The organism is Alteromonas sp. 4NH20-0056 (assembly GCF_057539655.1).
The window spans coordinates 341,854-355,672 of record NZ_BAAJLS010000003.1 but is presented as its reverse complement, the minus strand read 5'-3'; the positions used below and the strand labels follow the sequence as shown (position 1 = coordinate 355,672).

The following is a 13,819-nucleotide window of genomic DNA, read 5'->3' as shown; positions in this document are numbered from 1 at the left end:
TACTAGAGAGAAAGTAGTATGAATATCGAACAACTATCGCACATGCAAGTACTTAACAAAGAAGATTATACTAAAGTATATGGAGGGGGCTCTCATGGATTACTCAGCGCAATGGAAACTCAAGAGATTATGCCTGTGGGCGAAGTTAAACCCAAAAAACCCGGTACTCGCGGGCTACACCATGAACCATTTCATACCGGCATTTTCGGCAGCTAGTTGGTCATAAATGAAGTCACCAACATAAAGGCAGTCTTCTGCGTTAAGCTGCCACTGTCTTGCCACCATCAATAGTGCGGTTGGGTCTGGTTTGGCGGGGGCGTCTTCTCGCGTTAATACAATGTCGATGGGAATGGCGTTGTTTGCTAACTTTATGGCCGTTGCTTCTCGGCAATTTCGCGTAACAATGGCCATGGGTAATTGATGGGCCGTTACTTTTTCTACCATCTGTTTACCAATAGGTAGCCACTTGGCATGTTTTGCGTCGTCTAGTTCATGCTGCAATATCGTGTTGTGTGCGTTTTGTTTGGCAACGTCACACCCTAAATTATCTACAAAAGTAAGTACGTCTTCATCGTGAGGACAGCCAATCTCATCACGAATTTTAGTGAAATTTAAGCTCGACTCTACAAGCGTACCGTCTAAATCAAAAATTACGCCTTTAATACCGTCTAAATTCATTTTTACTTCACCGTACTTAATATCAACTGTGCTTTGCAGAGTTGGCAAACTAGTCTTTGATAACCTTTACGCCGTTACCGTCGGTTTGGTGCATTTTATACTTACACAAATGCGAAGTTTGCATTAGCATAGCCGCTCTTTGTTCTTCACGTGCGCGCACGCGTACAATTTATAATGGCGGGTGTAATGGGTGTATTTGCAGCGTTAGGTACTGCACTTTGTTGGGCAATAGCCGCACGGCTATTTAGCGCTACCGGAAATGCGTTTTCGCCACTTTCTATGAATTTCTGGAAAGGGGTCGTGTCCATTGTCATATTAGCAGGTGTGTTAGCAGTATTTCCACCCGCCCCCTATAACATGCAAGATGTGGTGTGGCTGTTATTAAGTGGTCTTATCGGCATAGGCATAGGCGACACCTGCTTCTTCAAAGCGTTAAAAAGTATCGGCGACAGCCAAGCGGTGTTAGTGGCCGAAACACTTGCCCCTTTATTCACTGCACTGTTCGCCATGGCATTTATTGGCGAATGGATAACATGGCAACAATGGGTAGGCGTAGCGGTTGTTCTCTTTTCTGTCGATATGGTTATTAAAGCGCGTAAGCGAAGCGCCGCACATATTTTTGCTACCTCAGGTTACTTATACGGTGTAGGGGCAGCCTTGTGCCAAGCGGTAGGCGCTGTGGTTAGCCGTGACATATTAGGTAGTGGTGAAGTAGACGCTGCTAGCGCTGCTTTTTTAAGGCTTATTGGCGGCATGGCATTTGTTGTGCCCTTTATGCTGGTATCCAGGTCTAAATGGATGCCGGTTATCCATAAAAAAGGGCTCTGGCCTATTTTTATACTCGCTACACTGCTTGGTACAACGGCGGCCATTTATTTACAAATGTTCGCATTCGCCTATGCAAAAGCCGCCGTGGTTCAAACGTTAATCGCGACCAGCGCATTAATGTCCATTGGCGTGGCGTGGGTTATGGGCGAAAAAGCGACGAAAGCCACTATTGTATGGTCAGCTGTCGCACTATGCGGCGTAGGTATTCTTGTCAGCTTTGGCTCGCCATCAACGCACTAACACATTGGCGCTATCATGATCCCTTCGTATTTTTGAACGGTAACAATAGTAAGTTGTAAGTGCCTAACGAAGGGAATGATAACGGTGGCTACTATAAAAAACGATAAGTTGAATGCACCCAGCGCATTAGTTTTTGATGTTAACGAAACACTGCTTGATATGACCTCGGTTAAACAAGGGGTGACTTCGGTATTGAACGATGATGAAACACTTGTCGATTTATGGTTTACCACGCTGCTGCATCATTCACTGGTAGACGTGGCTAGTGCACAGTTTCATGACTTTATCGAGATTGGCGCCGCAGCGCTGGTTATGGTCGCTCACGGAAAAGGTATTACGCTAAGCCACGCAACAGCCAAACAAACCATCAAAAAGCACATTACGTCTTTACCTGCACACCCCGATGTAAAACCGGCGCTTTTAGCGCTCCAGCAATACAACATTCCCTTGATCGCATTGTCGAATTCGTCAATTGAAGGGTTGAAAGCGCAACTTGCTTTTGCAGGTATTAGTGAGTATTTCACGCATGTGCTAAGCACTGAAACCATTCGCACCTACAAACCCGCCCCCCAAGTGTATCACTGGGCGTGCAAGGAAGTCGGCGTAGAAGCAAGCCGCGCCATGATGGTGGCTGCGCATGGTTGGGATGTTAGCGGAGCGAAAGCAGCAGGCATGCGTACTGCTTTTATAGAGAGAGAAGGCAAAATGCCTTACCCGCTAGGGTTACCGCCCGACTATGTATTTAGCCACATTGGTGATGTGGCGTCGCTATTCGCAAGCGCTTAACAACATAATCGAGCGTAAATAAGGCTACTGATTAGCTGCAATGGTAAGACTCTTATTGTTGCTAAAGCCTTTAGCACCACATGAAGAACGCTTAGTTTCAAGGGCAGAGCGTTGGCGTTTTAACCACGACTTTTGAAGGCCAGACGTCGCTTCCTTCATTTCACCGCTAACACGCACAAGTTCTTTGCCAACGTTAGCACACTGCTTTTTATTTGGCTCAAACCCACCGTTTGCTAATGCAGAAGTAGATAAAAGAAGTGCAGAAATGGTAATAATAATTTGCTGTTTCATGGTAGTCCCCAACAACTGGAATATCAGTCGCGTTTATTTACTTTAGTACAAGAGCAAAATTGTGCTCGCGGTCAGTGAAAAAACTATAGCAACAGATGACTATTTTTTAGGTGCCGAATTTTATACGTGGTAATAGAAACCAAAATGTCTGCATTACGTATTCTTGTTTTTTGTGCACCTTGAATTTTCACTTACGTGCTATTAGCGCAATGCGAAACATTTCACGGTATTTCCATTTTTTATCTATTTTCAGTAACAGCTTTCTGAAAACGACACCGTGAGTACACTAAATAGCGGTCGATATTTAAACATTTCATGCTGCTTACCTCAAGCATCAAATGTTAGTTTTAATGTGCGCTCAATGAGGGAATGTTACAGCGGGGATTGGTAAACAGCGTAATAGCAGTAGTTAATAGCGGTGTTCTTGAAAACTGAAGGGTGGGATATTGGCTCAACTCAATACTGATATTATCTGCAACGCTAAAATCTACACGCGCTTTCAACACCATATCAACGCCAGCCTGCAAACTTTCTACCTCAACAATTTCAAGCCCTGCATCTAGAAATTGGGTATAAAACTCAGACTCATGAGATGTCCGCAGCAACGCGACCGAATGCCCGCTAAGCTCCGATAAGTCTTCCCATTCAAATGACTCCGTCTTTGACGAGTTCCTCACCAGCCCAATGGTTACCAAACTTTTTGACAGTTCTATTTTTTTAGACTCTATATTTTCGTTTACAGGATAGAAGCTGGCGCACCATTTCCCTTCTTTGATCAGCTGTGAAATACGTGCAGGGGGCGCAAAAGTTGGCACCCAATGAATACTCGCATTCGTGGTTCTTTGTTGAAGTAAGGTAAACACCACGCCGTTATTTGCCGAGGAAGGCGACGTAAAAGGGGGGTAATCAACAGCGAGTACTGCTATGTCTTTGGCAGCAGCATTATGTTGAAGAGTGAACATGCAGGTAATAAAAACGGCAAGCCTCCGTAAATGAACAACTTTCATAATCCCGCCGTTTAATAATCCCTTAGTTTTATCAAACTATAGCTAAATACCACTAATTTCACAATCTACAAAAGAGACTGCCCCAAAGCCACTTAAAGGAATCATTGAGAGGTGTAAAGGAGCGCGCAGGTATTGCGTACAGCACTTGCGCACAAACCAGTTACCACGCCACTTTTTTGCAGCCCCAAATGGCGTAATAGCCTATAAAGCAATAGCATGGCAGCATGACTACATAAGCTACCTGTCCTCCAATTGCTTCGCTCATCCCGCCATACACCATAGGCAGTATAGCGCCACCAGCAATGCCCATAATAAGCAGTGCCGAGCCTTGTGCGGTGTACTTACCTAAGTTGTTTAGTGCCAATGGCCATATTGCCGGCCATACCAATGCATTGGCAAAGCCAAGCAAGGCAATAAGTGCAACGCTGTTCGGCAGTAATGGTACGCCTGCCCACCCCCATAGAAATTCAGCAATGGACGTACTTGTGTTTGATGCAAATAGCATCGCCATCGTAATACCGAACCCCACAAGCGCCGAGCCAAGTAGTGCATGTTGCTGAGAAAATAACCGAGGTATGCAAAGCAACCCAATAACATAGCCAATCACCATGGCAACCATCGTGTAAGACGTCAGTGTTGTTGCATTCTCTACACCTAGCGAAGAGCCGTACAAACCAATAGTGTCGCCAGCAATAACTTCCACCCCTACATAGAAAAACAAGCTTACGGCGCCCAGAACTAAGTGCGGAAACTGCACAATGCGTTTATCGGTCGGGCTGTTAGGTTCATTCACATCGCTGGCAGAGATATCTGGAAGATGAATGCGAGAAAAAGCCCAAGCAACTATCAGTAATGCTATAGCCATGCCCACATAAGGCTGAATAAGCGAAAATGACATGGCATTGATAACGGCCGTGCGTTCATCTATTGGCATATTGGATAGTGTCTCCTGGCTTACATCAGGCAAGCCACTTAGCACTAGTGCGGTGAATACAATAGGAGCTAGCACGCCAGCGGCCTTGTTCAGTAACCCCATGAAAGCAATGCGCGCTGCTGCACTTTCTTCACTGCCTAGACGCACTATGAAAGGGTTCGACGCAGTTTGGAGAATCGTTAACCCGCTGCCCACCACAAACTGCGCAAGTAAAAAGATTGGAAACCACGCAGACAGCGCAGCGGGCACAAACAGAATGCAGCCAAAAGCTATTATGGCCAACCCTAAACTCATGCCCTTTTGATAGCCTGTTTTTTCAAGTATTTTTGCCATTGGCAACGCCATCACCACGTACGCAATGTAGAAGCAGAACGCAATTAATAACGCCTGAATCTCGGTCAGCTCACATACCATTTGTAGAAACGGAATTAACGCGCCATTCAACCAGGTGATAAAACCGAATATAAAAAATAATAGGCCAATACTAATAATTGGAATAAAACGCCCTATTCCTTGTTGAGGTGCTGTGTTCGTTGCTACGGTCATAGTGAGTTACTCGCTTTTTTATTATCTTTTTTACAGATACCGTTTTGCCACACTTGATTTAACGCATTATTGTTATCAAGCACTACGAAGTTGGCCGCGTACCCCACCGCAAGCTGCCCCACGCGGTCGCCCACGTTGGCAAAAGCCGCTGGGGTTTCGCTAGCCATAACACTGGCTTTTTCAAGCGGAACTGACACATCGTTCACGCAATTTATTACCGCTTGGTGCATATCCAAACAGCTGCCTGCTAGTGTGCCATCTGGTGTCGTTAATTTTTGTCCAGACCGCGTAATTTCAGTATCGAAAAAAGCAACCGTATCGTTAGACGCACCTACATGCGCCATAGCATCGGTGACCAACATAATTTGCCTTTCACCTTTTATTTTTATGGCTAACTCAGCAGATTTTTTATGCAGATGTTGATGGTCAACAATAAGACCACACGTGGCGTCTGACAACAGCGCTTCGCCTACCATTCCAGGTTCTCTGGAGGTAAATGGCGACATAGCATTTAGTAGATGGGTAAACCCGGTAGCGCCGGCTTCAAGCGCTCGCTGAACGATATCATGAGAGGCATTAGAATGGCCCAGCGCGACAATCACGCCCTCTTTTACTAACGCTGAAATAACGTCTGCCGACACATTTTCGGGTGCTACCGTGACAATAACTTGCCCAATGTCTTTTCGTGTATAAATCGCAAACTCTTTATCAGACAAAGGCCGAATATAGCGAGGTAAATGTACGCCTTTTTTGGCAACAGAAAGGTGCGGCCCTTCGAAGTGCACACCTAATACCGAAGGATGCTGTTCACCTATCGCCTCTGCAATAGCGTTAGCAGCATGTTCAATAGTCGTGAGATCGTCAGTGATGAGTGTGGGGAAAAAACCCGTCGTACCATATTGTAAATGAGCATCGGCCATTAACGCGATACTCTCAACTGTAGGCGCATGGTTAAACATGACGCCACCACCGCCATTCACCTGCGTATCGATATACCCTGGAAGGACTTTACCTTGCACATATTCATCTACCGTCACAGCTTCTGAAAACGGTGAAATAGTAACAATACGTCCATTATTTACAGTAAAGACAAGGTCTTTCACCCACGTACCGTTTATTAACGCTTGTTGGATGCGTATATGCGTATTCATTGTGTTTTTGTTACCTTATTTAAACCCGGCGGTGTATCTGGGTTAAGCCCCATTGCAACCGCAATTTGCTCTACATCGAGATAAAAACGCTGCAGTAAAAGCAGTGGTGATAATCTAGGGTGGACGTTATCGTTACACGCATTCATCTCTAAACACTCTGCTCCGCGATGTTTCACGTCTTCGATTATATCGTGATGATACGCTGCACTTTCGTCCTGAATGTTTAACGCAATAACCTTTAGCTTGTTCTCTACAAGCGTAACCGGCCCATGAATAAATTCTGCGCTACTAAATGCTTCTGCATGAATACCTAATACTTCTTTAAGTTTCAGCGCAATTTCACGACCTATTGCATAACCAAAACCACGCCCTAATACCACTGCATTACGCGTATTATGAAGAAAAGTGTCTACTAATTGGGCTGGCTCATCAATGACTTTCTCAAGCGAGGCTGGCAATGCCTGTAACGACGTCAGCAAATGATCATCGTTATTCCAACGGGCACACAAATGCAGCAGTGCAGACAGCGTAGCAAGGTAGCTTTTGGTGGCGGCTACCGCTTTTTCTTCCCCTGCGCCAATCCCAATAACCGCATCGGCCAGTTCTGCGAGCGGCGACGACTCGTCGTTTACGAATGCAATAGTAAACGCCCCGCCTTGTTTTGCTGATTCAGCTTGGCGAAGAATATCGGGGCTTCGACCCGACTGCGATATAACAAACGCGACGGCACCGCTAAGATCTAACCGTTTACCATATACGCCTGCAATAGAGAGCGCAGCAGAGCTCACTGGAATACCTTTTTCAATTTCAAATAAGTATTTAGCAAACACGCCAGCATGGTCTGAAGAACCACGCCCAATAACGTATATAAGTCGAGGCGCTATGTCGTTCAATGTGGCAACCGTGCGCTGAATTACGTTTTCATTATTTACCAATTGATTGCGAATTACAGACGGCACTTCTCTGGCCTCACGGGCCATAATAGACTGATTCATTTAACACCTTTAAATTGAGAATGAGTAGATTTTGCGAAAAACAGTGCGCCTTGCTGGGGGGACGCCTGACACGGGACAAGCCGTGTTTTTACCTGTGAAGAAAATTTGGACGCATAGATATCACTTAACCCGCCTATCATGGCAAGCGGTGCTTTATTATCAGACAGTAGCCTCTTGGCAACCCGTTCTATGTAATTCGCTCCCTCTTGAAAGAACGCCACCACCGATTCTTCATTGGTGTAAAGTAGCGGCAACATAGCTTCAACGAGCGACGCATAGTGATGGGTGTTGAATGCAGCACAAGCACTAACAACATCTTCTGCTTTTTCAGCATTGAGTTTGTCACGTATTGCATCGAAAAGGTTGTCTGCAGGTGCTAGTCCATCGAAGCATAATAATGTGTGCTGAACCGCTTTTAACCCTAACCACGCGCCGCTCGCAATATCACCAACAGGAAAGCCATGACCACCAACATCATGAAATTCCCCGTCTTTCCAATGTGTACCCGATGAGCCGGTTCCGATTATAAGGGCTGCCCCTTCACCACCATTATGCGCACCAATGCAGGCAGCATGCAGGTCGCTTAGCAAATAAAATGAAGCAAAAGGATGTGCCCATGCTTCGCACTCCTGCTTTGCTTTTGAAACATTTGCACCCGCAAGACCAGCGCCAACCACACATTGATGCAACTCAATAGGCTTTGACGACTGGGCTATTGCTTTAGATACTGCGTCGAGCATTGACGATATCGCTAACGTGCAGTCACGCATAATATTGGCAGGTCCACTAACACCCTCACCCAACAGTACGCCACTTGCATCTTCAAGGCGGGCACGACACTTCGTTCCACCGCCATCAATACCGATAAAATACAAATCAGTTTTCATTTATCCATCTCATTTGCGAAAACGCATTTACATTCGCCATCAAAATGATGACAGCGCTGTCATTTTTATTCATTAAATCAACACGTTAAAGATAAACGTGTCGACTCGTTCTTACTGTTCCAGCAACTCTTGATCTCACAAGAGTCTTTCCCTTAACCATTAACGGGCGCGAATAAACCGACCAGTTGCTACCATCTTGGCTGTACTCCATGACTAGCCCTTCAACCGGGTGCATATACAATATGCTATCGGCAATCTTGGCCGCAGGAGGCGGTACGCGTACATTTATGTTTTGCTTAATTAACGCTTGAAAATGCGTTGTGAATAACGCCGACTGGAAACCCAACCAGTCTTGCTGTCGTGCATCTAACAGGTCGTTTTTCGCTGAAAGCGTTTTAGCATTACGTTGCCAGTTAGACTGGTGCCACGCGCGCTCTGCCAAGGCAAGCAAGCGCGGAAACATCATATACTCCATCGCACCTTGGTTTACTGTCACTTCTGTCCATAGCTGGCCTTGAATGCCCACAAGCGTTGATGTGTCTGCATCTGCTTTTGGTGTGTAGTGGTTACCCATTCTGTCTACCCACTCGTTACTATGAAGCGACACGTGCTCGGGCATCAGAGAAAACACCTTTTCAACACTTGTTGCTTTCGAGCCCCAATAGTAACCAGGCTCAAAAGGGTGACTTGCGTAAGGGAAATCAAAATACAAAACATCGGGGAATGACAGCACAACCGGAATATCGGCTTCGGAAAAATGCGATATATTCTCACTTCCGCCCGCAGCTAATACATCCCAAACGTTTGCATAGGCACTCTCGCTATCTAACGTAGATACCGCTTTTTCCATACCATCACTCCAACCACCAATACGTAAATCAAGCGTTGAGGCAATGCGCTGAACCTTCGTTACGAACTCAGGTAACAAGGTATTTGGGTCTTTGTCTTTGGCAAGGCATACCGGTGATTGCGACCATGCGCCCGATGTTTCATCAGCACCAATATGAAACGTAGTTAGCGGCACACCTGCTTTTTCGTGCAGCCTTTTTATTGATACCATTACCGTTTCAACAAACACGTAAGTGCTGTCAAGGCAAGGGTTCATTGTATTGTCGTTATAAAACTGCACACTTTGGTATTGCGTCTTGTCATTCGCATCTGTTAGCAAATATTGCGTCGCAGCGATTTCGTTTTGTTGCGACAACAAACGTTCGTGCCTGGCGTTCATTGCAACAATCGCGGCTCTAGCATGGCCAGGCATATCAAACGACGGAATAACCTCTATTCCTCTCTCATCTGCCATTTTGACGATATCGATATAGTCCTGTTCGCTAAGATAACCGTTGCCCACGGCATTACGATGTGGACCGCTTCCTAACTGAGGCATTAGGCAGCGCGTTTCATTTACGTCATGGCAGCGAAAGCTGCCGACCTCGGTAAGCTCTGGTAATGCGTTAATCTCTACACGCCAGCCTTCATCGTCGCTTAAATGCAAATGAAGTTTGTTCAGCTTATAAGTAAACATTTGCGTGATAAGTGTCTCTATCGCTTGCTTACCAAGAAAGTGGCGCGCCACATCTACATGCATGCCTCTAAAGGCGAAGCGAGGAGCGTCATTAATTGTGGTAATGGGTAGGTGCTTTGTCTCACTATCAAATAACTGCATTAACGTAAGCAGCGCATAGTTTGCGCCTAGCGCTGAAGCCGCGTTAATTTCAATATCAGTGTCTGAAATAGCAAGGGTGTAGTGCGCACGCGTCGCATCGTCTGCCGATATAGTAACCGTCACTGGCATGCCATTTTCTATTTCAGGCAAGCCAAAGCTGGTAAGTTGAGCCCTTGCAGGTGCAAGTAATGTGGCTGTTTCAGGCGTAAACGTAACGCCATTAATCACTCCCGTTTTGCCGGTGTCTTCTCGCGCTGCGACTTGTGGGATCACCCTGAGTGATTTTTCTGAAACCGCGCGTTGTGCCGCAAGCGAATGGACATCATATAAATAAGTACTGTCCATGAGGGGCATGCTGTCTTCACTGCTGCGTAGGTACTGATTTTTTGTTGACCATTGTGTTGCATGTTGGTTTACCAACAGCTGTGAGCCAGGTTCGGTAATGCGCGCCGTTGAATTCACGACTACAGGCTGTAAGTCACCGAAGGTAATGTAGTAGTTGGGCATAGCATCCGAACGTGACGCATGCCAAAACGGCGATGATAAAGTGGCGGTAATCTCTGTGTTCGGTGGTATAGATTGATTAAACGAAACACGGTGCAAATCGCCATTCACATGTTCAATGTTTACGTTACTTTGCGATGTAAACCCTTTTACCGGCGCAATATGGCTAAAAAATAGTGTCGTTGATTCAGGAATAGCGTGTGCTTTTGTTGAAAGCGTTATGCGGGAAGAAAAACACTCACCTTCTTTTATGTGCGCTCTGCACATCGTGTCGTCAAGGTTACTTGTAACGGCATACTTTACCGTTAATTCACTTCCAAGCTTGTCTAATAGCGCCTGGTCAACCGTGCGTTCATCAGACTGCGCCGCCGAGCACGACATCAATACCAACGACAAGCCAAGTATACTTCTCACTTTGCAATTCCTTGTTTTACTTACTTTCTACAGCAAAAAAGAGGGCGGAGTATTTTACTGCGCCCTCTTTAGCGCTTCTTTTTTACAACAACTTAGAACTTCATACTTGCACCAACGAAGATACGACGTCCGTTGGCACTTTGCGTACCACCCAATCGCTTACCATCGCTTTCACGCACGTAGTAGTTCTCCCAAATTTCATTGGTTAAGTTTAGCGCTTCCGCTTTTAGCGTAATCGTTTCCGTTACGTTCCAGCTTAGCTGCGCATCAAGCTGGGCTTGCTCGTCGCGGTAGCGGTCACCAATTTCTGTTTGTGCACTGAAGTACTCAGAACGGTAGTTGTAATTAAGTCGTGCGCTGTAAATGTCTGTTTCATAAAACACACCTACGTTAAACGAGTCTTTTGATGTGTTTGGAAAACTTACCGCGCGAGACGCCAACGTCGCACCCGTAATGTTTCCGTCCTCATCAGTAACGACTACCGCGTCTTCTACCAATGCATCTGCCACGTCGGTATAGGTGTAGTTTGCATATCCACCGAAACCGTTGTCGAATACATGTTGAACCTGCAATTCAATACCATCAATCGTAGTCGAGCCACCATTTTCAGGGGTTCTTAGCTGGTTGATTTGCTGGCCATCAATTTCACGAGATACCGTTTTAGTGAAGATAAAGTCATTAATGTCTTTCTTAAATATAGTAATGGCTGCAATAGATGACTCGCTAAAGTACCATTCTGCACCAACCTCAAACTGATTCGCAGTCAGTGGGTTTAATTGTGGGTTACCTGCCGAGCCTGAGCTAGTCTCTGGCGTTAGGTTAACCGCTGGTGCCAACTGGAACGGCGCTGGACGAGTTAATACACGCGAAGCAGCCATTCTCAGTAGCACGTCATCACTTAGGTCATACGATAAGTTAATACTAGGTAGCCACTCGTTATATCCGCCGTCAAACGCAACCGCTTCTCCGGTGTTCAAGTCGAACCCGTTTGAGGTTGAATCTGTCTCTACATAACGAAGACCTACATTACCTCTGAAACCATCACCACTGAAGACAGCCATGGCATATAGCGCCGTAATATCTTCTTCAATTTCAAACGACGATTCTGATAAAAACTGGTCAGTTCTACGACAAAGCGTAGTGGCATCGCCTGAACACTCAGCGACGTTATAAAGCGCGCTATACATACTGTCTTTGTTTGGGAAGAAATAGCTAGCACCTACCGCATTGGTATCTGAGTGAGATACATTAAGCATTTCACCCGTCCAGAAGTCTGACGCTGGGCCTAAGCTTCCCTCTCCGACTGGCGCTAAGTTAGCAAGGTCAGTTCTAAAACGTGACTGAGAGAAACTTCTATCGCGACGTTTAATCCCTGTTTTTATTTCCGATACCACACCCCAATCTACGCTATGTGAATAATCGAATTGAACATAGTTCTCTTTATCTTCGGTAGAATTTTGTTGATCAAAAATGCCGCCTAACCACATTTCATCTGTTGGGTTTTCAAGCCATGGGCTTGCCGTGGTGAAATCGATGTAGGGCGCATCGCCACCTGGATTGTAAAAGTCAAAGGCAGCACGTGGGTCGTTTGCATCGGCCCAAAACTCTGTGAAGAAATCACGGTTTTCGCCTTCACCTGTTGTGGTACCTATTTGAAAGTGAAGGTTGCCATCACCAATAATGTAATTACCTTCTATATCCAGTAATTCTGTCGACATCTCAGAACCGTCGCGGAAAATATTGTCATAAGCAATAAAACGCGCCCATGCTGGTCGCTGTGGCACACCCACCACATTCAATGACTCAACAACGCCGTCGCTACTTACCGTTCCGGTATTTGTGTCTTCGCCCATATAAGCGATGCCGCGAAATGGAATACCAATTAAGTTAGAGTTAACGTTGTCTGCTTTTAATGTGGACGATAAATAATGCACAGACACATCGAAGTTATCTGTCGGCGCCCATTGCGCAGTAACGTCAAACCCTACACGCTCACGCTCTTGTTTAAATAATGCAGAGCCCATTCCCCATGGTAATGCCCCTTTTTGTGTTGCGCCCACGGGCGCTTCAATAAGTGGGTCGATACGTGGAATGCTTGGTCCAAACCAACCAAAGTCTTCGTTTGTTTCACGCTCTACCGTACGCTCTTGATATGAGCCAGAAAATAGAATACCGAACGTTTCATCGTCGTTTTTCCAGCTGTAGAGTCCTGACAACGATGGGTCGATTTGATCTGCAATATCACCATACTGGGCTTCTACAGAAATTTGACCCGAGTTTGCATCTAAGTCGAAAGGCTTTCTGGTTTTAAGAATAACCGTTCCACCTAGGGCGCCTTCGTCTATATCAGCCTGAGAAGATTTATAAACTTCTAGCCCTGCGATCATCTCAGAGGCAAGAATTTCAAAGTTAAAGTTACGCGTTGCGTCTGATAGTACAAACCACTGACCTGTGCCTACTGCTTGACCGTTGACTAACGTTAAGTTTTGGTCTGGCTGTACACCACGAATAGTCACACCCTGGCCTTCGCCAAAATCTCTGTCTATTGTTATACCCGGAACACGAGCAAGCGTCTCCGCGACGTTTTTATCGGGGAACTTGCCGATGTCTTCTGCGGTTATTGCATCGACAATCGCATTTGAAAAACGTTTTGCGTTTATGTTGGCCTTTTGGCTTCCACGGATCCCTGTGACTTCAATCACCTCAGGCTCAGCTGCCTGCTCTTGGGCATAAGCCACCGGCATAGCGATACTGCTGAATGCGCCCATAGCAATGGCGAGGCGAACGCTTTTTGTTAGTTTACTTTGTTGGTTTTTATACATTGTGTGAACCTTCTCTCAGCCAAAATGACAACGCTGTCATTTATTATAATAATAAAATGACAGGCGTTGT

At 45.8% G+C, this 13,819-nt stretch carries 12 protein-coding genes; 3 read left to right on the top strand and 9 right to left on the bottom strand.

The window, feature by feature from the left end; all coding sequences use genetic code 11:
• Positions 1-18: 18 nt before the first annotated feature.
• On the top strand, positions 19-216 hold the full coding sequence (locus AC27EZ_RS07710) for a hypothetical protein (protein WP_487134783.1): 198 nt from the start codon (positions 19-21) through the stop codon (positions 214-216).
• Here the strand turns inward: AC27EZ_RS07710 and AC27EZ_RS07705 are convergent.
• Complete coding sequence (locus AC27EZ_RS07705; RefSeq protein WP_487134937.1) at positions 175-678, bottom strand: HAD family hydrolase; 504 nt, start codon at positions 676-678, stop codon at positions 175-177. The two genes, AC27EZ_RS07710 and AC27EZ_RS07705, sit on opposite strands and share 42 nt — an antisense overlap.
• A 186-nt stretch (positions 679-864) precedes the next feature.
• On the opposite strand from AC27EZ_RS07705, the gene AC27EZ_RS07700 reads away from it, so the two are divergent.
• On the top strand, positions 865-1,746 hold the full coding sequence (locus tag AC27EZ_RS07700) for a DMT family transporter (RefSeq protein WP_487134782.1): 882 nt from the start codon (positions 865-867) through the stop codon (positions 1,744-1,746).
• An 84-nt stretch (positions 1,747-1,830) separates the two neighbouring features.
• Positions 1,831-2,532, top strand: coding sequence for a haloacid dehalogenase type II (locus AC27EZ_RS07695; protein ID WP_487134781.1), 702 nt, complete (start codon positions 1,831-1,833; stop codon positions 2,530-2,532).
• 24 nt (positions 2,533-2,556) lie between these two features.
• Here the strand turns inward: AC27EZ_RS07695 and AC27EZ_RS07690 are convergent, their stop codons facing one another.
• From AC27EZ_RS07690 to AC27EZ_RS07655, 8 genes are all read right to left on the bottom strand, one after another.
• Positions 2,557-2,823 carry a hypothetical protein gene (locus AC27EZ_RS07690; protein ID WP_487134780.1) on the bottom strand — a complete coding sequence of 89 codons (267 nt, stop codon included), beginning with the start codon at positions 2,821-2,823 and terminating at the stop codon, positions 2,557-2,559.
• A gap of 347 nt (positions 2,824-3,170) precedes the next feature.
• The gene (locus tag AC27EZ_RS07685; protein ID WP_487134779.1) at positions 3,171-3,830 is read right to left on the bottom strand and encodes a hypothetical protein; all 660 of its coding nucleotides are present in this window, start codon (positions 3,828-3,830) and stop codon (positions 3,171-3,173) included.
• A gap of 160 nt (positions 3,831-3,990) precedes the next feature.
• Positions 3,991-5,310, bottom strand: coding sequence for a sugar MFS transporter (locus AC27EZ_RS07680; RefSeq protein WP_487134778.1), 1,320 nt, complete (start codon positions 5,308-5,310; stop codon positions 3,991-3,993).
• Entirely contained in the window at positions 5,307-6,461 is a 1,155-nt protein-coding gene (gene nagA, locus AC27EZ_RS07675; RefSeq protein ID WP_487134777.1) for an N-acetylglucosamine-6-phosphate deacetylase, read from the bottom strand. Before nagA ends, AC27EZ_RS07680 begins: the two co-directional genes overlap by 4 nt.
• Complete coding sequence (nagB-II, locus tag AC27EZ_RS07670) at positions 6,458-7,456, bottom strand: glucosamine-6-phosphate deaminase NagB-II (protein WP_487134776.1); 999 nt, start codon at positions 7,454-7,456, stop codon at positions 6,458-6,460. Before nagB-II ends, nagA begins: the two co-directional genes overlap by 4 nt.
• On the bottom strand, positions 7,453-8,343 hold the full coding sequence (locus AC27EZ_RS07665) for a glucosamine kinase nucleotide-binding domain-containing protein (RefSeq protein ID WP_487134775.1): 891 nt from the start codon (positions 8,341-8,343) through the stop codon (positions 7,453-7,455). The genes nagB-II and AC27EZ_RS07665 overlap by 4 nt, the downstream gene beginning before the upstream one ends.
• Positions 8,344-8,428: 85 nt before the next feature.
• A complete protein-coding gene (locus AC27EZ_RS07660; protein ID WP_487134774.1) occupies positions 8,429-10,927 on the bottom strand; it encodes a family 20 glycosylhydrolase in 2,499 nt (832 codons plus the stop codon).
• 92 nt (positions 10,928-11,019) lie between these two features.
• Positions 11,020-13,749 carry a TonB-dependent receptor gene (locus tag AC27EZ_RS07655; RefSeq protein ID WP_487134773.1) on the bottom strand — a complete coding sequence of 910 codons (2,730 nt, stop codon included), beginning with the start codon at positions 13,747-13,749 and terminating at the stop codon, positions 11,020-11,022.
• Between the last annotated feature and the right edge of the window lie 70 nt (positions 13,750-13,819).